19 protein-coding genes are annotated in these 24,791 nt (G+C 64.6%); 11 read left to right on the forward strand and 8 right to left on the reverse strand.

Annotated elements, in window-relative coordinates; genetic code table 11:
- The first annotated feature begins 63 nt into the window (after nucleotides 1-63).
- A complete protein-coding gene (locus tag LB515_RS08205) occupies nucleotides 64-858 on the forward strand; it encodes a phytanoyl-CoA dioxygenase family protein (RefSeq protein WP_224707387.1) in 795 nt (264 codons plus the stop codon).
- A gap of 535 nt (nucleotides 859-1,393) precedes the next feature.
- Entirely contained in the window at nucleotides 1,394-2,674 is a 1,281-nt protein-coding gene (purD, locus tag LB515_RS08210; RefSeq protein WP_224707388.1) for a phosphoribosylamine--glycine ligase, read from the forward strand.
- Nucleotides 2,675-2,683: 9 nt separating this feature from the next.
- Here purD and LB515_RS08215 read toward each other — a convergent pair whose 3' ends face one another.
- The 6 genes from LB515_RS08215 to LB515_RS08240 all read right to left on the reverse strand — a co-directional run bounded on the left by LB515_RS08215 (nucleotide 2,684) and on the right by LB515_RS08240 (nucleotide 11,681).
- Nucleotides 2,684-4,054, reverse strand: a complete 1,371-nt coding sequence (locus tag LB515_RS08215) for an alpha-glucosidase/alpha-galactosidase (protein WP_224707389.1) — start codon at nucleotides 4,052-4,054, stop codon at nucleotides 2,684-2,686.
- Between the two features lie 19 nt (nucleotides 4,055-4,073).
- Nucleotides 4,074-5,744, reverse strand: a complete 1,671-nt coding sequence (locus tag LB515_RS08220; protein WP_224707390.1) for an ABC transporter ATP-binding protein — start codon at nucleotides 5,742-5,744, stop codon at nucleotides 4,074-4,076.
- A gap of 9 nt (nucleotides 5,745-5,753) precedes the next feature.
- The gene (locus LB515_RS08225) at nucleotides 5,754-6,908 is read right to left on the reverse strand and encodes an ABC transporter permease (RefSeq protein WP_224526461.1); all 1,155 of its coding nucleotides are present in this window, start codon (nucleotides 6,906-6,908) and stop codon (nucleotides 5,754-5,756) included.
- Nucleotides 6,909-7,916 carry an ABC transporter permease gene (locus tag LB515_RS08230; RefSeq protein ID WP_224632457.1) on the reverse strand — a complete coding sequence of 336 codons (1,008 nt, stop codon included), beginning with the start codon at nucleotides 7,914-7,916 and terminating at the stop codon, nucleotides 6,909-6,911. It lies immediately after the preceding gene.
- Between the two features lie 111 nt (nucleotides 7,917-8,027).
- On the reverse strand, nucleotides 8,028-10,109 hold the full coding sequence (locus tag LB515_RS08235; RefSeq protein WP_224707391.1) for an ABC transporter substrate-binding protein: 2,082 nt from the start codon (nucleotides 10,107-10,109) through the stop codon (nucleotides 8,028-8,030).
- Nucleotides 10,110-10,214: 105 nt separating this feature from the next.
- The gene (locus LB515_RS08240) at nucleotides 10,215-11,681 is read right to left on the reverse strand and encodes an alpha-glucosidase/alpha-galactosidase (RefSeq protein ID WP_224637677.1); all 1,467 of its coding nucleotides are present in this window, start codon (nucleotides 11,679-11,681) and stop codon (nucleotides 10,215-10,217) included.
- A gap of 246 nt (nucleotides 11,682-11,927) precedes the next feature.
- Between LB515_RS08240 and LB515_RS08245 the strand changes: the two genes are divergently transcribed.
- A complete protein-coding gene (locus LB515_RS08245; protein ID WP_263490233.1) occupies nucleotides 11,928-12,770 on the forward strand; it encodes an AraC family transcriptional regulator in 843 nt (280 codons plus the stop codon).
- 39 nt (nucleotides 12,771-12,809) lie between these two features.
- Here LB515_RS08245 and LB515_RS08250 read toward each other — a convergent pair whose 3' ends face one another.
- Nucleotides 12,810-13,973 (reverse strand): glycoside hydrolase family 25 protein, encoded by a 1,164-nt coding sequence (locus LB515_RS08250; RefSeq protein ID WP_224526446.1) that lies wholly within the window; start codon nucleotides 13,971-13,973, stop codon nucleotides 12,810-12,812.
- 248 nt (nucleotides 13,974-14,221) lie between these two features.
- On the opposite strand from LB515_RS08250, the gene LB515_RS08255 reads away from it, so the two are divergent.
- The 8 genes from LB515_RS08255 to LB515_RS08290 all read left to right on the forward strand — a co-directional run bounded on the left by LB515_RS08255 (nucleotide 14,222) and on the right by LB515_RS08290 (nucleotide 24,117).
- Nucleotides 14,222-15,106, forward strand: coding sequence for an AraC family transcriptional regulator (locus tag LB515_RS08255; RefSeq protein WP_224526442.1), 885 nt, complete (start codon nucleotides 14,222-14,224; stop codon nucleotides 15,104-15,106).
- Between the two features lie 318 nt (nucleotides 15,107-15,424).
- Nucleotides 15,425-16,507, forward strand: coding sequence for a sugar ABC transporter substrate-binding protein (locus tag LB515_RS08260; protein WP_224547027.1), 1,083 nt, complete (start codon nucleotides 15,425-15,427; stop codon nucleotides 16,505-16,507).
- A gap of 68 nt (nucleotides 16,508-16,575) precedes the next feature.
- Complete coding sequence (locus LB515_RS08265) at nucleotides 16,576-17,412, forward strand: ATP-binding cassette domain-containing protein (RefSeq protein ID WP_224707393.1); 837 nt, start codon at nucleotides 16,576-16,578, stop codon at nucleotides 17,410-17,412.
- Entirely contained in the window at nucleotides 17,409-18,662 is a 1,254-nt protein-coding gene (locus LB515_RS08270; RefSeq protein ID WP_224707394.1) for a sugar ABC transporter permease, read from the forward strand. Before LB515_RS08265 ends, LB515_RS08270 begins: the two co-directional genes overlap by 4 nt.
- Before the next feature lie 24 nt (nucleotides 18,663-18,686).
- Nucleotides 18,687-19,415, forward strand: coding sequence for an SDR family oxidoreductase (locus LB515_RS08275; RefSeq protein WP_224632450.1), 729 nt, complete (start codon nucleotides 18,687-18,689; stop codon nucleotides 19,413-19,415).
- Nucleotides 19,416-19,526: 111 nt separating this feature from the next.
- Nucleotides 19,527-21,134, forward strand: a complete 1,608-nt coding sequence (locus LB515_RS08280; RefSeq protein WP_224707395.1) for an FGGY-family carbohydrate kinase — start codon at nucleotides 19,527-19,529, stop codon at nucleotides 21,132-21,134.
- A 440-nt stretch (nucleotides 21,135-21,574) separates the two neighbouring features.
- A complete protein-coding gene (locus tag LB515_RS08285) occupies nucleotides 21,575-23,344 on the forward strand; it encodes an acyl-CoA dehydrogenase family protein (protein ID WP_224707396.1) in 1,770 nt (589 codons plus the stop codon).
- Nucleotides 23,345-23,364: 20 nt separating this feature from the next.
- Nucleotides 23,365-24,117 (forward strand): crotonase/enoyl-CoA hydratase family protein, encoded by a 753-nt coding sequence (locus tag LB515_RS08290; RefSeq protein WP_224707397.1) that lies wholly within the window; start codon nucleotides 23,365-23,367, stop codon nucleotides 24,115-24,117.
- Between the two features lie 21 nt (nucleotides 24,118-24,138).
- Here LB515_RS08290 and pdxH read toward each other — a convergent pair whose 3' ends face one another.
- Nucleotides 24,139-24,753, reverse strand: a complete 615-nt coding sequence (gene pdxH, locus LB515_RS08295; protein ID WP_095766741.1) for a pyridoxamine 5'-phosphate oxidase — start codon at nucleotides 24,751-24,753, stop codon at nucleotides 24,139-24,141.
- Nucleotides 24,754-24,791: the final 38 nt, after the last annotated feature.

The following is a 24,791-nucleotide window of genomic DNA, read 5'->3' on the forward strand; positions in this document are numbered from 1 at the left end:
TTATTATTTTACCCGATGTCGGGCGCTTGCGATAGTCGCTTGCCAACTCAAGGAGAGCTCGCCATGGCCAGCCCGAAGATTGATGCCTCGACAATTGCCGATTATCAGCGCGATGGCGCGGTCTGCATCCGCGGCGCCTTCAAGGACTGGGTCGACGTGATCGCCGGCGGCATCGAGCGCAATATGCGCAACCGCAGCGCCGCCGCCTCCGACATCGCCGGCGGCCAGGGCAGTTTCTTTGACGATTACTGCAACTGGGAGCGCATCCCGGAATTCGTCAGGATCGTGCGCGAGTCGCCGGCCGCCGAGCTCGCAGCCGCGGTCATGCAGTCGCGCAGCGCCCAGTTCTTCCACGACCACGTCCTGGTCAAGGAGCCCGGCACGCAGAAGCCGACGCCGTGGCACCAGGACATTCCCTACTACTTCGTCGACGGCAGCCAGACGGTGAGCTTCTGGATCCCGATCGATCCGGTGAAGGAAGCGACGCTAAGGCTGATCGCCGGCTCGCACAAATGGGAAAAGATGGTGCTGCCGGTGCGATGGCTGAACGACGACAACTTCTACGCCGGCGAGGGCGACTACCTGCCTGTGCCCGACCCCGACAACGACCCGTCGATGAAGGTGCTCGAATGGGAGATGGAGCCGGGCGACGCCATCCTGTTCGACTTCCGCACCGCGCACGGTGCGCGCGGCAACCTGACGGCGGCGCGGCGCCGGGCGCTGTCGCTGCGCTGGGTCGGCGACGACGCACATTATGTCGAACGTCCCGGCCGCACCTCGCCGCCCTATCCGGGTCACGACATGAAGCCCGGCCAGAAACTGCGCGAGGACTGGTTCCCCGTCATTTTCCAGAGCTGAGGCATTTTTTCAGACCAAGTTGGGGACACAGCAATTTCTGATGGGTCGGCTATATTTGCGCCGGCAATCGCATGTTGGGGTTGGCCGAACCGGCCCGCCCTCGTCATCCACGGGCGGAGCAAGGAGCGTAGCGACGCGCGCAGACCCGAGGATCCATGCCGTGATGCTGAGGCGTTGCAGGGGTGCAGAATTCTGCTCCGTCGCGGCCCTCGATCAATGTCACGGCATGGATCCTAGGGTCTCCGCGACGGAGCTGCGCTCCTGCTTCGCCCTAGGATGACGACGTTGATGAAACTTCAGCCAATCACCAACGCTTGCGCCGATTTCACGGAAATGAACGGCCAACATCTTGCTCGCCGATAAACGGCAACCTCCCAAATCCCTGTACCGGGGACTGGCCGGCGGCGGCACCTGTCTTATCCGCCTGATGAGGCCCCTGTTCTCGTGCGCAATTGCCGCCAAAATGCCGAGACGCCTTGACCCGTCGCCCGCGGATCAATAGCGGGTTCAGGGAGACGATCAGCAAGAGGTGGCCATGAACGTTCTTCTTCTCGGTTCGGGTGGCCGCGAACATGCGCTCGCCTGGAAGATGTCCGCCTCGCCGCTGCTGACGAAGCTCTATGCCTCGCCCGGCAATCCGGGCATCGGCCGCATCGCCGAACAGGTCAAGCTCGACGTCGCCGACCATTCCACCGTGGCCGCCTTCTGCCAGGAGAAGAAGATCGATTTGGTCGTGGTCGGTCCGGAAGGTCCGCTGGTCGCCGGCATCGCCGACGATCTGCGCGCCTGGGGCATCCGCGTCTTCGGCCCCTCCAAGGCGGCGGCGCGGCTCGAGGGATCGAAGGGCTTCACCAAGGATCTTTGCGCCAAGTTCAACATCCCGACCGCCGCCTATGGCCGCTTCAGCGACCTCGCTTCGGCGAAAGCCTATGTCGAGAAGACCGGGGCGCCGATCGTCATCAAGGCCGACGGACTCGCCGCCGGCAAGGGCGTCACCATCGCCATGACGCTGGACGAGGCGAACGCCGCGCTCGAAGCCTGTTTCGACGGCGCCTTCGGCGCGGCCGGCGCCGAGGTCGTGGTCGAGGAATATCTGAGCGGCGAGGAGGCAAGCTTCTTCTGCCTGTGCGACGGCGCCACCGCGCTGCCCTTCGGCACGGCGCAGGACCACAAGCGCGTTGGCGACGGCGATATCGGGCCGAACACCGGCGGCATGGGCGCCTATTCGCCGGCGCCGGTGATGACGCCGGATATGACCGAGCGCACCATGCGCGAGATCATCGAGCCCACCATGCGCGGCATGGCCAATCTCGGCGCGCCCTTCGCCGGCATCCTCTTTGCCGGCCTGATGATCACCGACCAGGGCCCCAAGCTGATCGAGTACAACACCCGCTTCGGCGATCCCGAATGCCAGGTGCTGATGATGCGGCTGAAGGACGATTTGCTCGTCCTGCTCAACGCCGCCGTCGACGGCCAGCTCGCGCATATGTCGGTCCGCTGGAGCGACGAGACGGCGTTGACCGTGGTGATGGCGGCCAGGGGTTATCCCGGCGCGCCGGAAAAGGGTTCCGTCATCCGCGGTCTCGACGAGGCGGAAGCCGAAGGCGTCCAGGTCTTCCATGCCGGCACCGCCATCAATGGCGGTGCGCTGGTCGCCAATGGCGGCCGCGTGCTCAACGTCACCGCGCTCGGCAAGACCGTCGGCGAGGCGCAGGCCAAGGCGTATGCGGCGATCGACCAGATCGACTGGCCGCAAGGCTTTTACCGCCACGACATCGGCTGGCGCGCCGTCGAGCGCGAGAAGGCCGGGGCGTAATCCCGGAATTCAGGCGGCCGCGCTCTTGCGCCGGCCTCGCGCCCAGGCCGGCAGCCAGTCGCCGTGAGCGGCAAGCAGGTCGTCGACCAAGGACCAGATCTGATCGAGGTCGAGCTCGGCCGCCGTATGCGGGTCCATCATCGCCGCATGGTAGATGTGCTCGCGGTTCTCGCTCATCAGCGCCCGCACCGTCAGCTCCTGCACATTGATGTTGGTGCGGATCAGCGCCGTGAGCTGCGGCGGCAGATCGCCGATGTAGGTCGGCTGGATGCCGGAGGCATCGACCAGGCACGGCACTTCCGCCGCGCAGTCGAAAGGCAGCGAGGTGATGCAGCCATTGTTGCGCACATTGCCGTAGATCACCGACGGCTCGCCGGTCCAGACCGAATTCATGATCGAGGAAGCGTATTCCCTGGACTGCTCGACCTCGATCCGCTCGGCCGAGCGGTAGGCCTCCGCCTGGCCTTTCCAGCGCTCGATCTGCTCGATGCAGCGTTTCGGATATTCGTCGAGCGGAATGCCGTATTTCTCGATCAGGTCGGGTCGGCCGTCCTTGATGAAATAGGGCGTGTATTCGGCGAAATGCTCGGAGCTTTCGGTGACGAAATAGCCGAGCCTGGTCAGCATCTCGTAGCGCACCTTGTTCGGGCAGCGCGGGTTCCAGCCGGGTTTTGGCGCACGACCCTCGCGATAGGCGCGCACAAGGTCGGGATAGAGGTCGCGGTAGGTGCCGTCCGGCTGGCGATGCTCGAACTTGAGATAAAAGGCCATGTGGTTGATGCCGGCCGAGCGGTAGCGGATCTCCTCATAGGGAAGGTCGAGATCGTGCGCCAGTTCCATCGCCGTGCCCTGCACCGAGTGGCAGAGCCCGACCTGCTTGATCGTGGGATATTTCTCGGCGATCGCCCAGGTGTTGATCGCCATCGGGTTGACATATTGCAGCATGATCGCCTCTGGGCAGACCGCGAGCATGTCCTCGCAGATCTTCCACAGATGCGGCACGGTCCTGAGGCCCCGCATGATGCCGCCGACGCCGAGCGTGTCGGCGATGGTCTGGCGCAAGCCGTATTTCTTCGGCACCTCGAAGTCGGTGACGGTGCAGGGCTCGTAGCCGCCGATCTGGAAGGCGACGACGACGAAGTCGGCGCCTTTCAGCGCCTTGCGCTGGTCGGAATAGGTCTCGGCCTTCGCCTTGACGCCGAGCGTCGCGATCAGCTTGTTGACGACGACGGCGCTTTCTTCCAGCCGCTGCGGGTTGATGTCCATCAGCGCGATGGTGGCGCCCGACAGCGCCGGCCGCTGCAGCACGTCGCCGACGATGTTCTTCATGAACACCGTCGAGCCTGCGCCGATGAATGTGATCCTGGGATTTCTTGCCACTGTAAAACCTCCGGCACTTCTAAGCCACGTCGAAAGCGGCCCTGACGAGCCGTTCGGTGTAGGCGGTCTTGGGATTGGAAAGGACCTCGTCGACGGGTCCCTGCTCGACGATCTTGCCGTGCTGCATGACGATGACGCGGTGGCAGAGCGCCCGCACCACCTTGAGGTCGTGCGAGATGAACAGATAGCTCAGGCCGCGCTCGTCCTGCAGCTTGCGCAACAGGTCGATGATCTGCGCCTGCACCGAAAGGTCGAGCGCCGAGGTCGGCTCGTCGAGCAGGATGAATTCGGGCTCCAGCGCGATGGCGCGCGCGATCGCGATGCGCTGTCGCTGGCCGCCGGAGAACTCGTGCGGGAAGCGCGACAGGATATTGCCGGGCATGCCGGCGCTGACCAGCGCCTCGCGCACCCGCTCGTTCCGCTCGCGCCGCGTCGCGCCCAGCCTGTTGACGACCAGGCCTTCCTCGATGATCTGGCCGATCGTCATGCGCGGGTTGAGCGAGGAGAACGGATCCTGGAAAACGACCTGCATGCGCGAGCGCAGCGGCCGCATCTCGGTGCGTGAAAAGTTCTGGATTGGCTGGCCGTCGAAGCGGATCTCGCCGCGCTTGGCGTCGGCCAGCCTGATCAGTGCCTGGCCGAAGCTGGTCTTGCCGGAGCCGGATTCACCGACCAGTCCCAGCGTCTCGTGACGGCAAAGCTTCAGGTCAAGATCATCGACCGCGACCAGCTCGCGCCAGTCCGGCTTGAGGAAGGAGCCGTGGCGCAGCATGAAGCAGACGCGCACGCCTTTCGCCTCGAGGATGGTGCCGCTGCTCTCCGGCAGTGGCTGCGGGCGGCCGCGCGGCTCCGAGGCGAGCAGCCGCTGCGTGTAAGGGTGCCGCGGGTCGGCGAACAGCCGCTCGGTGACGTTGTGCTCGCGCATTTCGCCATGCTGCATGACATAGACGTAGTCGGAGAACTTGCGCACCACGGTGAGATCGTGGGTGATCAGGATCACCGCCATCCGCAGTTCCTTCTGCAGGTTGCGGATCAGGTTCAGGATTTGCGCCTGCACCGTGACGTCGAGCGCCGTGGTCGGCTCGTCGGCGATCAGCACGTCGGGCTCGTTGGCCAAGGCCATGGCGATCATCACCCGCTGCCGCTGACCGCCCGACAGCTGATGCGGATATTGCTTCAGCCGCGCCTCCGGCTCGGGGATCTGGACATGCCGTAGCAACTCGAGCGCGCGCGCCCAGGCTTGCCTGCGGCCCACCTTGCGGTGCACCCTGATCGCTTCGACGATCTGGCTGCCCACCGTGTAGATCGGGTTGAGCGAGCTCATCGGCTCCTGGAAGATCATCGAGATGCGGTTGCCGCGCAGCTTGCGCCGGGCGCTCTCGGGGAATTTCAGGATGTTCTGCCCGAGATATTCGACGCTCGATCGCGGCGAGACGGTTGCCCGCCTGGACAGCAGCCCCATGACGGTGCGCGCCGTCACCGACTTGCCGGAGCCGGATTCGCCCACGATCGCGATCGTCTCGCCGCGATAGATCTGGAAGGAGACGTCCTTGACCGCCTCGACGGTGCCGTGCTCGACCTTGAACGCGACCTCGATGTTGCGGGCGTCGATGACGGGTTGGTCGTGGCGTCCGCCATGGTCGAACCGGACGGCCGGCGCGAGGGAGTCTGCGATCGCGATCGTCGTCATCCGGCCACCTCAATAAGGATCGACGGCATCGCGCAGGCCGTCGCCCAGCGCGTTGAAGGCAAAGACGGTGATCAGCACGAAGCCGACCGGCGACAGGATCCACGGATAGGTGCCGATGACCGAATAGGTCGCGGTGTCCTGCAGCATCAGGCCCCAGGAGATCAGCGGCGGCTTCACCGCGAAGCCGAGGAAACCGAGGAAGGATTCGAGCAGCACCACGGTCGGGATCGCCAGCGTCACGGCGACGATCACATGGCTCATCACATTGGGGAAGATGTGCTGCATGATGATGCGCCGATCGGTGGCCCCGACCGCCATGGCGGCGCGCACATAGTCGATCCGCGCCAGCGCCAGCGTCTTGCCGCGCACCTCGCGCGACATCTGCGCCCAGCCCAGCGCCGACATGACGATGATGACGAAGGCGAGGAAGACATTGGTCGGCGCGGTGACCGGGATCAGCGTCGTCAGCGCCAGATAAAGCGGCAATTGCGGGAAGGCGAGCACAAGCTCGACGAAGCGCTGCATCCAGACATCGAACTTGCCGCCGAAATAGCCGGAGATCATGCCGACGCTGGTGCCGATGACCGTGATGATGAAGACCACCGTCAGCGCGATCATCAGCGACACGCGCGAGCCGTGGATGGCGCGCGACAGCACATCGCGGCCGAACTTGTCGGTGCCGAGGAAATGCACCGGCTGGCCGTCCATCGAGGCGAAGAAATGCCGGTTCGCCGGAATGAGGCCGAGAAGCTTGTAGGGCGCGCCTTCGACGAAGAAGCCGAGCAGCCTTGGGTGGTCGTAGTCGGGGCCGACGATCGGCTGGAAGGTGACCGGATCGAGATCGGCCGAATCGGCCAGCGCGTAGACCCGCGGCCGCGCGACGAAATTGCCGTCCTTGTCGTGGAAGGCGGGCAGTTGCGGCGGCGCGAAGGCGACGTCGGTCGCCTTGGGGTCCATCGGCGCCAGGAATTCGGCGAACACCGCCATGACAAGCAAGAGCGCGACCAGGCAAAGCCCGGCCATGCCGGTCCACGAACGCTTCAGCCGGCGCCAGACAAGCGCGATGTAGCTCTCATTGCCATGCGCGGCTTCGGCCACCGGGACGCTTTCGGCCGGCAAGGGCGTAAGGGATGGGGGCGGGGGTAAGGGATCGCGGGCCAGCATCTAGCGCTCCCCGAACTGGCGGATGCGCGGGTCGAGCAGGACTAGCAGCATGTCGGCAATGATGTTGCCGACGATCAGCGTCGCCGACAGCACCATCATGAAGGTCGCCGTGACATAGACGTCGCCAACCGCCATCGAGCCGACGATCGCCGGGCCGACAGTGGGCAGCGCGAAGATGATTGCCGTCTCGATCTCGCCGGTGAGCATATAGGGCAGCACCACGCCCTGATACATCACCAGCGGATGCAGCGCGTTGGGCACGGCATGCCGCATGACGACGGCGCCGCCGGTCAGGCCCTTGGCCTTGGCCGTCTCGACATATTGCGCGTTGAGCGTGTCGAGCAGATTGCCGCGCATGACGCGCATATTGTAGGCGAGGCCGCCGAAGGTCGCGATCGCCACAACCGGCCAGACGTGTTTGACTAGGTCGACGAACTTCGCCCACGACCAGGGCGCGCCGCCATATTGCGGCGAGAAGAACGAGCCGATCTCGGAGACGTTGAACTGGAAGACCAAGAGGTAGACGATGATCAGCGCCATCAGGAAGCGCGGCACCGTCATGCCGAGGAACGAGATCGCCGAAAGTGTCGAATCGATCCAGCTGTACTGACGCGTTGCCGCCCATATGCCGAAGGTGATGCCAAGCACCGAGGCGAGCAGATGGCAGACCAGCGCCAGAAGCAAGGTGCGCGGCAGGCGCTCGCCCACCACATCGGCCACGGGCTTGTTGTAGTAGAGGCTGTAGCCGAAATCGCCGCGGGTGACGATGCCGCCGATCCAGTTGAGGTACTGGATGGGCAGCGGCCTATCGAGGCCATGCTCGACGCGGTAGGCCTGGGCTTGCGCTTCAGCCTCGGCGTAGGAAGCGCCGCCCTGGTTGATCAGCTGCGAGCGGATGTAATCCGCATAGTCGCCGGGCGGCGCCTGGATGATGGCGAAGGTGACGAGGCTCAAAATGGCGAGGACGGGAAGCGCCGACGCTATGCGCATAAGCAGGAATCGCAGCATGGGCGGTCAGCTTCCTTTCTGGCCGGTCGCTCCCTGAGGTGCGTTCGGAGGTTTCGTTGTCCGGCCGCGCCGCGGCGCGGCCGGACGTCTTTTCGTCAGGGGAGGTAAACCTTACATCGGACCCTTGTCACCCGGTTTGCCGGGAAGCTCCTCCGGATACAGTTCGTGCTTCGCCTGCTTGTCGGCGGGGACGAAGACACGTTCGCGGACGATCGAATCCTCGGCCCAGTTGAACATGTAGATCGGCGTGCCTTGCGGAATGTTCGAGAAGCGCTTGTTGATGATGAGCGCGCCCGGATACTCGGTCAGCCCGACATTGTAGACATGCTCGGTCGATATCTTCTGGAACTTTCGCATCAGGTCGGCACGCTGGTCGTTGTCCTGCGTCGTTACGAACTTGTTGACGATGTCCACGAGGTCCTTCTCGAAGGGCATCAGGTCGACTTCGCCGCTTTCCGGCGCGCGGTGATTCCAGCTGGTCTTCGGGCCGACAGGAGCAAGTTGCTCGGTGTTCTGCACCACCGAGGTCAGCTCGGTCTCGTTGCGCCGGATCAGCCAATCGAAACGGCCGGAATATTGGATAGCGTCGCGCTGCGTTCCGTTGACCCCGTTGAGCACGACCCTCAGCCCGAGCTTTTCCATCTGCGCGACCACGCCTTCGGCGAGGCTCTTGTCGGTGGTGTAGTCGTTGTTGACCAGCATCACGATCTCGACATTCTTGCCGCCGGCGGTGCCGGCCGGGAAGTTCACGATGCCGTCGCCATCAGTGTCCTTCAGCCCGGCCTTGGCAAGCTCGGCCTTGGCGCCTTTGAGATCGAACGGATAGTAGACGGTCGACTTGCGGTCATAGAAGCTGGTGCCCGACGAGAAGCCGCCCGGATAGATGGCGGTAAACGGACCCTTGACCAGCGAGTCGCCCAGCGCCTTGCGGTCGAGCGCCATGGTCACCGCCTTGCGGAAGTCCTCGTTGCGGTTCAATTCGCGCAGCGCCTGGCCGCGTTCGTCCGGGTTGCCCCAGCCATTGGCGGAGAAATTCATGCGCAGATTGTAGCCGATGAGGCGCGGGCCGAAGGCAAGCCGGGCCGGCGCGTTCGGGTCGGCCGCGCGCTTCAGCGAGGCGACGAAATTCTCGGGCTGCTCAAGGTTCGAGAAGTCGCCGGAGCCCGCCACCGCCTGGACGTCGCGGTCGGCCCAGGTCGACAGCTTGTATTGCAGCTCGTTGAGATAGGGCAGCTGGTTGCCCTTTTCGTCGACCTTCCAATAGTAGGGGTTGCGCCGCAAGACGATGATATCGTCCGGCCGGTATTCGACCGGCACCCAGGCGCCCATCACCGGCATGTTCATATAATCCGGCGGGAAGGCGTTCTTGAACTGGTCGTAGGTATTCTTCGAATATTTCGGATGCTGCGGCTTCAGGATATGCGAAGGGCCGGGACAGAAGGTGCCGTAGGCCATCGCATAGAGATATTGCCGCGGGAACGCCTCCTTGAAGGTCCACTCGACGGTGTAGTCGTCGACCTTCTTCAGCGTCGTGCCGACGCCGAAAGTTTCGGGCGTGGCGCCGTTCAGCGGCGAGACATTGGGATCGACGACCTCGTCATCCCAGTAGAACATGACGTCGTCGGCGTTGAAGGGCGCGCCGTCCGACCATTTGGCGCCTTCGATCAGATGCATGGTGAGCTTGTGGCCGTCACTCGACCAGTCCCAGCTCTTGGCGAGGTTCGGAAGCGGCTCGGTGTCCTTGGCCTCGACCTGGAACAGCGGCGCCGTGCGCGTCAGGCATTCGGACAAGCCGATATCGATGCCGCCCCAGCCTTGCGTCTGGCCGGCGCCGTAGTTCCAGCCTTCCGGCCTGCCGCCTATGACGTGGCGCATCGTGTCGCCATAGACGCCGATGCCGTCGGGCATGTTGCCGGTCTTGAAGACCAGCGGCTCCTTGGGCAGTCTGTCCTTGACCGGCGGCAACTTGCCGGTCTTGACGTATTTCTCCGTTACCCAGTCCGGCTCGTGATATTCGGGCAGCGCCTTGAACTCCAGGATGGAGTCGCGCGCCACATAGTGGATCTTGCCTTCGGCCGGGAATGTCGCCGGCTGCGGCGGCACGGTCGGTTCGGACGCGAAAGCGTTGAGTGCATGGACTGAAACGCTCAGCATCAGCCCGGCGGCGATGCCAATTCTATGCAGGTTCCTCATAGTCTCCTCCCAGATGTTTGGATGTCTGCTGTTGCCCGCCTCTTGTTCGGGACGGCTCATTCCGACGGGACCTGCCTCCTGCAGGTCCGGCTGCTTGTCCCAGCCTCAGCCGGCCTGTTTCAGCGCCGCCTTCTCGGCGCGCAGTTCCTCGATCGAGCGCACGCTGCGCCGCGCCGCGCCCGCCCATTCACGCGTCTTGACCTTGGATTTCGAAAGCCGCTCCTTGGCCGCCGGAACGGCATGCGCATATTGCGGCAGCCATTGAGCCTGCGCGACGACCATCTCGTCCACCATCTGCCAGACCTCTTCCGGCGTCGACACGGCTCCGACCAGCGGATCGTGGAGCACGGCGAGCTTCAACAGGTCGATGTCGCCGGCGATCGCGGCATGCACCGACATGCGCTGGACGTTGATCGAAGCCATGCAGGTGGCCGCGCAGGCTTCCGGCAAGGTGATGCCGGCGGCCATGTTGATGCCGAACCGGTCGACGAAGCCGGGCGATTCGATGATGGCATCCTGCGGCAGATTGGTGATCACGCCGTTGTTCTTGACGTTGAAGTGGCCGCGATAGACGCGGTTCGTCTCCAACGCTTCGAGAATGTGGCTGGCGTGTTCGTTCGAGCGTTTTGCCGGGTCGATCGGTTTCGAGGCCGCTTCGAGAAATTGCGGATATTCCGTCTCGAACCAGTTGCGGGTTTCGGTCGAGTAGCGCAGGTAGCCGCCCGTCTCGCCATGGATCCAGTCCGACATGTCGATCCAGCGCGCGATCTCGTCGGGACGCTTGCGATACCAGGGCAGATATTCCGACAGGTGGCCGTTGCTTTCGGTCGAATAGACCCCAAAACGCTTCAGCACGTCGATGCGCAGCTTTTCCTGCTTCGAATAGACCGGATGCGCCTCGAAGGCGGAGATCAATTCGTCCTTGCCGATCGACCGGCCGTTCAGCTTGAGCTCGATGAACCAGGTCTGGTGGTTGATGCCGGAGCAGACATAGTCGAGCTCCTTGGGCGACTTTGCGCCGAGCACCTGGGCAATCTGCTCGGCGCCATGCTGAACGCCGTGGCAGAGGCCGACCGTGTCGACCTTGCCGTATTCGATCGCGGCCCAGGTGTTCATCGCCATCGGGTTGGCGTAGTTGAGGAACTTGGCGCCGGTCGCGGCGACCTCGCGGATGTCCCGGCAGAAGTCGAGGATCACCGGAATGTTGCGCTGGCCGTAGAGAATGCCGCCGGCGCAGATCGTGTCGCCGACGCATTGGTCGATGCCGTATTTCAGCGGGATGCGGATGTCGTCCGCATAGGCTTCGAGCCCGCCGACGCGCACGCAGCTGATGATATAGCGCGCGCCCTCCAGCGCCTCGCGGCGGTTGGTGGTCGCCGTCACCTTGGTCGGCAACTTGTTCGCTTCCACGATCCTGTCGAGGATCGCCTTGATCATCGCCAGATTGTGCTCGCTGACATCGGTCAGCGCGAATTCGATATCCTCGAACTCCGGCACGCATAGGATGTCGGTGAACAGCTTCTTGGTGAAGCCGACGCTGCCGGCGCCGATAATAGCGATTTTGAAACTCATCACCTTCACCTCGATCCAATCGAATGCTAGGCAAGGAGCAAAGGAGAGAACATGGCCGCGTGCAACAGCGCGCATGCCATCCAAAGCCGGAAATCCGGCTCTTTCTCCTCCCGCCCGCTCCTCGACCGCGGGTCTTTCGCGTTCTTGAGGGCCGGATTATGCGCTTATTCGCCGACGGGGCCAGAGAAGGATTATGCTTTCGAGGGTAATTTTGTGCTGCGGGACCTGATCGCCAACGGAAAGCTGATGCGGACGATCTCGCTGCCGCGCGGCCGCCAGCGCCTGCACGCCATGCCGACCAGCACCGGCTACGAACTGCGCGAGGACGAGACCTACGACTGGGACGGGCGAAAGCGCGGCCAGACCCCGTTCACCGTGCTCCAGCATACGATCAGCGGCACCGGCCAATTGCGCTACGAGAGCCGCAATTACCGCCTGCAGGCGAACGACACGCTGCTGGTTCTGGTGCCGCACAATCATCGCTACTGGTTGGCCAAGGGCGACCGCTGGGAATATTTCTGGATCTCGATGAACGGCGAGGAGGCGCTACGCATCCACAAGTCCATCCTCAGCGTCTCGGGCCCGGTGCTGCGGCTGCAGCCGGCCACCATCGATCACCTTGCCGATTGCAGCCTGCGGCTGATCAAGGGCGCCGCTTCGCCAGGCGCGGCCTCGGCGATCGCCTACGAGGCGGCAATGGCGCTTTATGACGACGTCTTCGGCTCGCACGCCTTCGCCGAGAAGCAAAGCGCCATGCAACCGGTCATCGACCACATCAACGCCAATCTCGACAAGCCGCTGCCGGTGGCAGAGTTGGTTCAGATCAGTGGCTTGAGCCGCGCCCATTTCTCGCGCTGCTTCGCCGAGAGCGAAGGATTGCCGCCGGCCGAATTCGTGCTGCAGCAGCGCCTGCAACGCGCGGCGAAACTCCTGACCAAGGCCGATTTCCTGCCGGCCAAGGAAGTCGCGGTGCTGTGCGGCTTCGAGGACGCGAACTACTTCTCCAAGGTCTTTCGCCGCTGTTACGGCATCAATCCGACGCAGTTTCGCACCACCGGCATGTATGCCAGCCTGGGCAGCCATCGTTGATGTCCTCGGCTCCTGGAAGAAGTCGGCCCTTGGAAGAAGTCAGCGCTTGGCGCTGTCGAGCGCCGTCGAGGCGGTGCTGACCGGATCGGCGGCAGCGGCGAAGGCCGCGTCGATCTGCTCGGGCGTGCGCTGTCCGGAGCGTTTCCAGGCAACATATTGCGCGATGCCGAAGCCGGCGCGCCGCGGCACCGTCTTCACCACCGGCATGCGGAATCCGTCGCGGAATGTCTCCCAGCGCGCACCGAGCACAGCCACCATCTCCTCGAAGGTCGGCGGCGCCGCCACGTCGGCATAGGTGATCGTCACCTTGCCGGCGAGCGCCGCTTCGCGCGAGAGCGGCACCGGGATCGAGGCGAGGTAGTCGGCCGGCACGTCGAGCAGGCCGCCAAAAGCCCATTGCCGGCGCAGCTCGTCAGCGCTCATCGGCGCGACGCTGACGTCGATGTCGTTGGGCGTGCCGGGCACGCGGTAGGGGCAACGGAAGCGGCCGCAATTGGTGTGCGCGGAGAATTGCCAGAGCGCATAGCCCTGCCAGTTGCCCATCGGGAAATGCACGTCGATATCCGGCTTGTAGCGCGCATACCAGAGCGGCAGCCGCGACAGGAGCCGATATTGGTAGCGGTTGTCGGCGATATACTGGGCGGTCTTGCCGTTGACATAGAGCACCGGGAAGCGGCCGAGGCGGCGATGCACCTGGCGCACGAATTCCTCCGCGTCCTCCAGCGACATCCATTGCGTTGCATCGATGCCTTCGATGTCGAGGGCCATCAGCTCGTCGGGCGCCGGCTCGGCGAAATCGATGAAATTATTGGCCTGCTCGACCGGGTTGCCAGGCCGCGCCAGGTGATAGGCGCCCCATTTCAGCCCAAGCGCCTTGGCCACCACCTTGCGCGTCTGGAACAATTCGCGTGTCACCGCATAGCGCTTCCACTGCGCCTTGCAGAGTTTGACGTCGGCTTCGGCGCCGAAGCAGAAATAGGGTGGCGGCAGCCCGTCGGACGCCTTGTTGATGAAGCCGGCGACACGCTTGTCGGTGACCAGCTGCTGCCAGTCGATCGAATTGTATTCATAGGCGTCGATGACCAGCGGCCGGTCGGCATTCTTCCACGGCTCGGAGAAATCCGAGGCCTTTGCCGCCGTGCCCAACGCAATCGCCGCCGCGAGAAGCGCCAGGCGGCGAAGAGGGCGCGCCGGCTTTTTCAATCAGGGTGTCCCCACTGACCAGGGAACGATCCTGAACGCCTATGGTTAAGGAAGTGCTTTCAAAACATCGGCTGCTTCGACCCGCTCCGAACGTCAAAAAAGTATCGGTCGGGTGGACAAGCCGTGGTGGCAGGCGTTTCAATTGCCGCCTAAGCTTCAATCACGGCGGCCAGTGGGAATACACGGGCCTGCCTGACGAAGCGCAGCAACCGGTCCCAAGACCGGACCCGCGCGGGGAGGAAATGAAGATGAATCCGGACCTGGAAGTCGTCCAGATCAGACAGGGAGAGTCGTTCAAGGCCTGGGCCCACGGCTATCCTTTCCGCACCGTGCGCTGGCACTTCCATCCCGAATACGAGCTGCATCTGGTCGTCGCCACCACCGGCCGCTATTTCGTCGGCGACTTCATCGGCGAGTTCGAGCCGGGCAATCTGGTGCTTACCGGGCCCAATTTGCCGCACAACTGGGTCAGCGACGTGCCGCCGGGCGAGACCGTGCCGCTGCGTGGCCGCGTCGTCCAGTTCTCGGAAGAATTCATCGCCGGCGCCTCCGCCGCGCTGCCCGAACTTGCCGCCTGCGCCGGCATCCTCGAAACCAGCCGCCGCGGCGCGCTGTTCTCGCCGGCGACGGCTGAGCTCGTGGCGCCCCTGCTGGCCGAACTGACCGAGGCGCAGGGCGTGCGTCGCCTGTCGCTGTTCATGGCCGTGCTCGATATATTGAACCGCGCTGGCGACGTCCGCACGCTGGCCAGCGCGGGCTATCTGCCCGACCCCTCGGGCTTCATGTCGGCCGGCATCAACCAGGCGCTCGCTTACATCAACTGCCACCTGACCGAGCCGTTCAGCGAAGGCACTCTGGCCGAGATCGCCGGGCGCAGCCCGAGCGCCTTCTCGCGCAGCTTCCGCCGGCACACCGGAATGGCGCTGGTGCAGTATGTCAACCGCCTGCGCATCAACCTTGCCTGCCAGCTGCTGATGAGCGAGGACCAGATGTCGATCACCGAAATCTGCTACGCCGCCGGCTACAACAACATCTCGAATTTCAACCGTCAGTTCCTGGCGCAGAAAGGCATGTCGCCTTCGCGCTTCAGGGCCTTGTTGGCTGAAAATATCAACGCGGAGATAGCCGCCTAACAGGGAGGAAGCGGGAGGAGCCTAGAGCAATTGCGAAGCGGTTGAACGCGGCGAGCTTGCCGTAGCCTCCGTCCGCAATTGGTCAAACAACAAAAGATTCAGGGAAGGAAGGACGCGGGGTGCGGAGCACCCTGTGCTGGAGATCGTTTGTTTCGAATCCAGCACGTTCAGGAGGATGCTTGTAGAGTTTACCGGGATCGGATCGATCCTCGGCCGCTGACAATACTCCTCCCAACAGTTCGACATGCAGTCAAGGCCTGGCGCGTGGTCCACCGCGCAGGTCCTCGTGAAACCATTTCTCGAAACGGAGACATTCGAATGACCAGACATGCTTGGAAATCGCCGTTTGCCTTTAAATCGACGATCGCGGCCGTTTTCGCGGTCTCGCTGCTCGGCAGCACCGCGGCCTTCGCCGACACGGTAACCGATGCTACGGTTGCCTTCCTGATGCCCGACCAGGCGTCGACCCGCTACGAGCAGCACGACTATCCCGGCTTCGTCGCCGAGATGAAGAAGCTCTGCCCTGGCTGCAAGGTGATCTACCAGAACGCCGACGCCGATGCGGCGCGCCAGCAGCAGCAGTTCAATTCGGTGATCTCGCAGGGCGCCAAGGCGATCGTCCTCGACCCGGTCGATTCGACCGCCGCCGCCTCGCTGGTGAAGCTCGCCCAGAGCCAGGGCGTCAAGGTGATCGCCTATGACCGGCCCATCCCGACGGCGCCCGCCGATTTCTACGTCTCCTTCAACAATGAAGGCATCGGCAAGGCCATCGCCGACTCGCTGGTCGAGCACCTCAAGGCTCTGAAGGTCGACCCGGCCGGCGGCGGTCTGCTGCAGATCAACGGCTCGCCGACCGATGCCGCCGCCGGCCTGATCAAGAAGGGTATCCACGAAGGTCTCGACAACAGCGGCTATCCGATCCTGGCCGAGTTCGACACGCCGGAATGGGCGCCGCCGAAGGCACAGCAATGGGCGAGCGGCCAGATCACCCGCTTCGGCACCAAAATCCTCGGCGTCGTCGCGGCCAATGACGGCACTGGCGGCGGCGCGATCGCCGCTTTCAAGGCAGCAGGCGTCGATCCGGTTCCGCCGGTGACCGGCAATGATGCGACTATCGCGGCGCTGCAGCTGATCATCGCCGGCGACCAGTACAACACCATCTCCAAGCCGAGCGAGATCGTTGCGGCCGCCGCGGCCAACGTGGCCGTCAAGCTCTTGTCGGGCGAGAAGCCGAAGGCAGAGATGACGCTCTACGACACGCCCTCGCAGCTGTTCACGCCGGCGGTGGTGACGCAGGAGAACCTCAAGGCCGAGATCATCGACAAGAAGATCAACACGGCGGCCGAACTCTGCGTCGATCGCTATGCCGAGGGCTGCAAGAAGCTCGGCATCACGAAGTGATCCATATGGCATCCGCCCGCTCCTGGGCGGCCGGATGTCCAGCGAACGACAGTCAAGAAAGGCGGCGCATGAGTGAAAGTCCCGAAAGGTCGGCTTCCGTCGGCGAGCTGGTGCTCAGCCTGCGCGGCATATCGAAGAATTTCGGCGCCGTTTCGGCGCTGACCGATATCGATTTCGATGTCCATGCCGGCGAGGTCGTCGCGCTGGTCGGCGACAACGGCGCCGGCAAGTCGACGCTGGTCAAGATCCTCGCAGGCGTGCATCAGCCGAGCGCGGGAACGATCAATTTCCGCGGCAAGCCGGTCACGCTGCCCGATCCGCGCGCGGCGCTGACGCTTGGCATCGCAACCGTGTTCCAGGATCTGGCGCTCTGCGAAAACCTCGATGTGGTCGCCAACATTTTCCTCGGCAACGAGCTCAGTCCGCTGCGGCTGGATGAGGTGGCGATGGAGATGCGCGCCTGGACGCTGCTCAACGAATTGTCGGCGCGCATCCCGAGCGTGCGCGAGGCGGTCGCCTCGCTGTCCGGCGGCCAACGCCAGACGGTCGCGATTGCACGCTCGCTGCTGCTCGAGCCGAAACTCATCCTGCTCGACGAGCCGACCGCGGCCCTCGGCGTCGCCCAGACGGCTGAAGTGCTCAACCTCATCGACCGCGTCCGCGCGCGCGGCCTCGGCGTCGTGATGATCAGCCACAACATGGAAGATGTCCGCGCCGTCGCCGACCGCATCGTGGTGCTGCGGCTGGGGCGCAACAACGGCGTCTTCGAGCCCGACGCCTCGAACCAGGATCTGGTGAGCGCCATCACCGGCGCGTCCAACAACGCGGTGTCGCGCCGGGTCGAGCGCCTGCGCATGGAGCGCGATCGCAGCGGCAGCGTACAGGCGGGGGAGCAGCGCCCATGACGGCAGAGAAAAGCACCTCCGCCCCGATGGCGCTCGACCGCGCCGATGCGCGAGTGAAGCATGAAGCTGGCTTCGGCGGCGCGCTGCGCGCCTTTCTGGATCGCGTGCGCAGCGGCGATCTCGGCTCCCTGCCGGTCATCGTCGGCCTGGTGGTCATCTGGACTGTCTTCACCAGCCTCAACCCCGTCTTCGTCTCCAGCAGCAATTTGGTCAATCTTCTGTTCGACTGCTCGACGGTCGGCGTCATCGCGCTCGGCATCGTCTGCGTGCTGATGGTCGGCGAGATCGACCTCTCCGTCGGCTCGATCAGCGGCTTCGCCTCAGCGATGGTCGGCACGCTCTGGGTCAACCAGGGATGGCCGGTCGCGCTCGCCATCCTGGCGGCGTTGGCCTTCGGCGCCCTGATCGGCTCGCTCTATGCCATTTTGTTCAACCGTCTGGGCATGCCGAGCTTCGTTTCGACGCTGGCCGGCCTGCTCGCGGTGCTGGGCATGCAGCTCTACATTCTCGGCTCCACCGGCTCGATCAACCTGCCATACGGCTCCGCTTTGGTGGATTTCGGCCAGCTGATGGTGATGCCGAAATGGGTATCGTACACGCTGGCAGCGATCCCGGGCCTGGCGCTGCTGATCTCCGGGCTTCGCACCTTCGCGCGCCGCCGGGCGGCCAACCTGTCGGCACCGTCCGTGACCGGGCTCATCGTGCGCGTCGCCGTCATTACCGTCGGCCTCGAGCTGATCGTCGCCTATCTCAACCAGTCACGTGGCATCCCGTGGATGTTCGGCCTGTTCGTCGGTCTCGTCGTGGCGATGAACTATGCGCTGACCCGGACCAAATGGGGGCGCTCGATGACCGCCGTCGGCGGCAACCGCGAGGCGGCGCGCCGTGCCGGCATCAAGGTGCGCGCCATCTATCTCAGCGCCTTCGCGCTGTGCTCGCTCTTTGCCGCGCTCGGCGGTGTGCTTGCGGCCGCCAGGCTTGCTTCCGCCAGCCAGCAGGCCGGCACCGGCGACGTCAACCTAAACGCCATCGCGGCCGCGGTCATCGGCGGGACCAGCCTGTTCGGTGGCCGCGGCAGCGCCTATTCCGCGCTGCTCGGCATCATCGTCATCCAGTCGATCGCCAGCGGCCTGACGCTGCTCGATCTGTCCTCGTCGCTTCGTTACATGATCACCGGTGCCGTTCTGGCCATCGCCGTGATCGTCGATTCCCTCGCGCGCCGTTCCCGTGCTTCGCACGGCCGCGCCTGAACAGTTCAAACGAGAAGGGTACACATGGCTCACAATCTTTCGGGAAAAGTCGCCGCGGTCACCGGCGCGGCATCGGGCATCGGCCTCGAATGCGCCAGGGCGATGCTTGCGGCCGGCGCCCGCGTCGTTCTGGTCGACCGCGCGGAGGACAGGCTGAAGGAGGTGGTCGCCGAGCTCGGCGACGGCGCGATCCCTCTGGTGGTCGACCTCACCAGCCCCGCTAGCGTGGCGACCATGATGCCCGGCATCCTCGACAAGGCCGGCCAGCTCGACATCTTCCACGCCAATGCCGGCTCCTATGTGGGCGGCGAGATCCTCAACGGCGATCCGGATGCCTGGGACCGCATGCTGAACCTCAACATCAACTCGGTGTTCCGCTCGGTGCACGCGGTGCTGCCGCATATGGTCGAACGCAAGACCGGCGACATCATCGTCACAAGTTCGATTGCGGGCCTCGTCCCTGTCGTCTGGGAACCGGTCTACACGGCCTCCAAGCACGCCATCCAGGCCTTCGTCCATACGCTGCGCCGGCAGGTCGCCAAGCATGGCCTGCGCGTCGGCGCGGTGGCGCCCGGACCGGTGGTGACGGCGCTGATCAGCGATTGGCCGAAGCAGAAGCTCGAAGACGAGCTGGCGGCCGGCGGACTGATGCAGCCCACGGAGGTCGCGGACGCCGTCCTGTTCATGCTGACGCGGCCGAGAAACGTCACCATTCGGGATCTGGTGATCCTGCCGCAGAGCAATGATTTGTAGGCAATAGGAATTAGGCAGTACGGAATAAGGAAAGAGGCGGTTGCCTCCGGCCATCCAACACGGACCATCTGCCTACTGCCTACTGCCTACTGCCCTACCTTTGAGGTTCTCATGCCTTCCCACTTTCTCGGCATCGATGTCGGCACCGGCAGCGCGCGCGCCGGCGTCTTTGACGAGCGCGGCGAGCTGCTCGCTTCCGCCAAACGGGACATTGCGCTCTTCGTCGAGCCCGGTGAGATCGCCGAGCAGTCGAGCCGGGACATCTGGGAGGCCGTGTGCGCCAGCGTGCGCGAGGCGGTCGGGAAGGCGGGCGTCGATCCCCGGGAAATCGGTGGCATCGGCTTCGACGCGACCTGTTCGCTGGTGGTGGTCGGCGACGAGGGCGAACCTTTGCCGGTCGGCCGCTCGGGAGATAGCGACAGGAACATAATCGTCTGGATGGACCACCGAGCCCTCGACCAGACCAGGCGCATCAACGCCCTGCGGCATCCGGTCCTCGACTATGTTGGCGGCGTCATATCGCCGGAAATGGAGACGCCGAAGCTTTTGTGGCTCAAGGAGAACCTGCCGGGGACCTTTGCCCAAGCGCGGCATTTCTTCGACCTGGCCGATTACCTGACCTGGCGCGCCACCGGCAGCCTTGCCCGCTCGGTCTGCACGCTCGCCTGCAAATGGACCTATCTCGGCCACGAACGGCGCTGGGACGAAAGCTATTTCCATGCCGTGGGGCTTGCTGAGCTTGCCGACGAGGGTTTTGCCCGCATCGGCACCGACGTGGTCGATCCCGGCACGGCGCTGGGCGCCGGCCTGACGGAAGCGGCGGCCGCTGAACTGGGACTGGTCGCGGGCACGGTTGTCGCTGCCGGGCTGATCGACGCCCATGCCGGCGGCGTCGGCACCGTGGGGGCTGCGGGCGAAGTCGGCACCATCGCCTCGCGCATGGCCTATGTGCTCGGCACCTCTGCCTGCACCATGGCAAGCAGCGAAGGCCCGGCCTTCGTTCCGGGAGTCTGGGGACCCTATTATTCCGCCATGGTGCCCGGGCTCTGGCTGAGCGAAGGCGGCCAGTCGGCGGCCGGCGCGGCCATTGATCTGCTGGTGCATTTCCACCCGGCCGAGGCCGAAGCCTCCGCGCGTGCAGCTGCCGAAGGCAAATCGCTGGTCGATTGGCTGGCCGCGGCAGCCACGGCGGGCTCGCCCGACCTGTCGACCGCCGCCACGCTCGCGGGAAGCATCCATGTCGTGCCCGAATTCCTCGGCAATCGCTCGCCCCTGGCCGATCCAGACGCGCGCGGCCTGATCGCCGGGCTTGGCACCGACCGTTCCGTCGAGAATCTCGTCGGCCTTTACGTGGCCGGGCTTTGCGGCCTCGGCTACGGCGTGCGCCAGATCGTGGCGGCGATGGCGTCGTCCGGCCATGCGGTCGATACCATCGTCATCAGCGGCGGCGCCGGACAGTCGCCGCTGGTGCGGCAGCTGCTTGCCGACGCCGCCGGCTTGCCGGTCGCCGCGTCGCAATCGCCCGAACCGGTGCTGCTGGGCGCTGCGATGCTCGGAGCTGTCGCGGCCGGCCGTTACCCGGACCTTTCGAGCGCCATGCCTGCCATGTCCCGGCTTGGCGATGTTTTCTGCCCGGCGACCGGTGAAATGCGGGCTTGGCATGACAGGCGCTACGAAGCCTTCCTAGCGCTGCAGGCGGTGGGACGCAGCATACGTTGAGAGACCGTTTTGTTTCTGCGCGATTTCGCCAAGCGGAGCAGCGCAGACCAGGAGCCATTCCGCGACTTCAAAGCGTTGCAACGGTCCAGATTCTGCTCCGCTGCACCCACGGCAAAGGTCACGGAATGGATCCTCGGGTCTGCGCGTCCGCTGCGCTCCCGCTCCGCCCGTGGATGACGAAGCTCAAGCGCTGCGGCTAATCCCCGGAGTCTGTGATTGCTCGTTGAGGCAAGTGTCCCGAACCTTCGCGATTGGCCGAAGCGATGCCAGGACCCTTCTCGGGTCTGCGCGTCCGCTCCGCCCGTGGATGACGAAGTCCACGCAAAATCCGCGTGACAAAAGTTGACGTTTACGTAAAGAGAAGGCGCGGGGCCGGCCCAAAGGTGGATGGCTTCGCTTCGGCCATGCGCCTACGCTCGGCCGGAATGGGAGGAGCAGACATGTATCGCGCGCCGATCGAGGACATCGCCTTCACGCTGAAGCAGGTAGCGGGACTGAAGCCGGCGCTCGACGCCGGCATTTTCGGCGATCTCGGCGAGGACCTTGTCGATGCGATCCTGACCGAGGCGGGCCGTTTCGCCAGCGAGGAAGTGGCCCCCCTCTACAAGATCGGCGACGAGCAAGGCGCTGTGCTGAAGGACGCTGCCGTCACCACGCCGCCCGGCTGGAAGGAACTCTACCGGCGCTGGATCGAGGGTGGCTGGAACGCGCTGTCCGGTCCTGAGGAATTCGGCGGTCAGGGCCTGCCGGCCATGCTCGGCGTCGCCGCGCTCGAAATGTGGAACTCCGCCGCCATGGCCTTCGGTATTGGTCCGACGCTAACCATGGGCGCGGTCGAGGCGCTCGACAAACACGCCTCGGAGGAACTCAAGGCCAAATACCTGGCAAAACTCGTCTCCGGCGAGTGGATGGGGACGATGAACCTGACCGAGCCGCAGGCGGGCTCGGACCTCGCGGCCTTGCGTACGCGCGCCGAGCCGGTCGGCGACGGCACCTACCGCATCTTCGGGCAGAAGATATTCATCACCTACGGCGAGCACGATTTCACCGACAACATCGTGCATCTGGTGCTGGCCAGATTGCCCGACGCGCCGGCCGGCACGCGCGGCATCTCGCTGTTTTTGGTGCCGAAGTTTTTCGTCAACGACGACGGTTCGCTCGGCGCCCGCAACGACGTCTTCTGTTCCGGCCTCGAGCACAAGCTCGGCATCCATGCCTCGCCGACCTGCACCATGATCTATGGCGACGCTTTTCAAGGCTCCGCACCCGGCGCCATCGGTTGGCTGATCGGCGAGGAGAACAAGGGTCTGGCCTGCATGTTCACCATGATGAACAACGCCCGCCTTGCCGTCGGCATGCAGGGAGTGGCGGTGGCCGAGACCGCCACGCAGAAGGCGATCGCCTATGCCAACGAGCGCCGCCAAGGCAAGGCTTCCGCTTATACGGGCCCTGGCATGGCGCCGATCGTCCATCACCCCGATGTACAGCGCAACCTGCTCACCATGAAGGCGCTGACCCAGATCGCGCGCTCGATCAGCTATTCCTGCGCCCACGCCATCGACCGCGCGCGCGTCGGCCAGGGCGAGGCCGCCGCCAATTGGCGCGATCGCGCCAACCTGCTGACGCCGCTTGCCAAAGCCTTCTCGACCGATGTCGGCGTCGAAGTCGCCTCGCTGGGCGTCCAGGTGCATGGCGGCATGGGCTTCATCGAGGAAACGGGTGCCGCAGCACTTTATCGGGACGCGCGCATCGCGCCGATCTATGAAGGCACTAACGGCATCCAGGCGATCGACCTTGTGGCGCGAAAGCTGCCGCTCGGCGGCGGCGAGCACGTGCATTCCTACATCGGCGAATTGAAAGCGGTGGCCGATGCGGTGCGCACCTCCAACATAGACGATTTCGGCCGCACCGCCGACAATCTCGACCATGCGCTGGCCGAGCTCGACGAAGCGACGCGCTTCCTGCAGAAGCTCATCGCCGACGGCAAGACCGACGCCGCGATGGCCGGCGCCACGCCCTATCTGCGCCTGATCTCGCTCGCTGCCGGCGGCGCCTATCTGGCGCAAGGCGGGCTGGCCGATCGTGGCCGCGCCGCGCTTTGCCGCTTCTTTGCAGAAAACCTGCTCGGTGAAACACGCGCCCTGAAGGAGCGTGTCGTCGACGGCGCGGAGAGCCTCGCCGCCGCCGGCAAGCAACTGATTTCCGCTTGACGTTCACAAGGAAAAAGATCGTGACAGACCACATCCTCGTCGAGCGCCAGGGCGCCGTGCAGATCATTCGCATCAACCGCCCGGACAAGAAGAACGCGCTGACGCGCGCCATGTATGCGAAAATGTCGGCGGCGCTGGCCGAAGGCGATGCCGATCCGGCGGTCCGCGTCCATGTCTTCCTCGGCGTTCCAGGCGCCTTTTCCGCCGGCAACGACTTAGCCGATTTCCTGGTCATCGCCACAGGCGGCGAGGGCGGCAACGACGTCTGGGATTTCCTGATGGCGCTGGCCAAGGCCGAAAAGCCGATGGTGTCGGGCGTCGACGGCATCGCCGTCGGCATCGGCACCACGCTCAACCTGCATTGCGACCTGACCTTCGCCACGCCGCGCACCCTGTTCCGCACGCCCTTCGTCGATCTCGGCCTGGTGCCTGAAGCCGGTTCCAGCCTGATCGCGCCGCGGCTGCTTGGCCGGCAGGGCGCCTTCGCGTTGCTCGGCCTCGGCGAAGGCTTTTCGGCCGAGCGCGCCAAGGCCGCCGGTATGGTCTACGATGTCGTCGCGGAAGAGGCCCTCGAAAGCGCCGTGTTGGCCGCCGCCAACGACATCGCGGCCAAGCCGCCTGAGGCGCTGAAGATCGCGCGCGACCTGATGCGCGCGCCGCGCGAGGAATTGATCGCCCGCATCGAGGTCGAAAGCGAGCATTTCCGCGAGCGGCTCAAATCGGACGAGGCACGCGCGGCGCTGACTGCGTTCATGACGCGCAAGAAGGGCTGAGGCCTTCGCCTACGGTACCGTTCAAGGATAAAGCCGCGTCTTGTCCCAGCCGGCGGCGTTGCGCGAGAAAAGGATGCGGTCGTGCAGGCGGAACGGCCTGTCCTGCCAGAACTCGATTGTCTGCGGCAGGATGCGGAAACCCGACCAATGTTTCGGTCGCGGGATCTCGCCGATGGCGTAGCGCGCCGTGTATTCGGCTACCGCCTTTTCCAGCGCGAAGCGGCTCTCCAGCGGCCGCGACTGTTTCGAGGCCCAGGCGCCGATGCGGCTGCCGCGCGGGCGTGTCGCGTAATAGGCGTCGGCCTCGGCGTCGCTGACGATCTCCACCGGCCCGCGTATACGCACCTGGCGGCGCAGCGATTTCCAGTGGAAGCACATCGCCGCCTTCATGCTGCCAAGAATCTCGCGGCCCTTGGCGCTCTCGAAATTCGTGTAGAAGACAAATCCCTTTTCGTCGAACCCCTTGAGCAGCACCATTCTCACATCCGGCATGCCGTCGGCGTCGACGGTTGCCAGCGCTACGCCGTTGGGATCGTTGGGCTCGCTTTTGGTGGCGTCCTCCAGCCATGCGGCAAAGAGCCTGAACGGCTCCGCGGCCTCGGTGAAGTCACTGCTTGTTAACTCAGTTTCGTTCATAATTTTCCGAATTTTTACCGTTGCGGGAGGAGTTGGCC

Source organism: Mesorhizobium sp. CA15, assembly GCF_020165215.1.
In the GTDB taxonomy this organism is placed as follows: Bacteria; Pseudomonadota; Alphaproteobacteria; order Rhizobiales; family Rhizobiaceae; genus Mesorhizobium.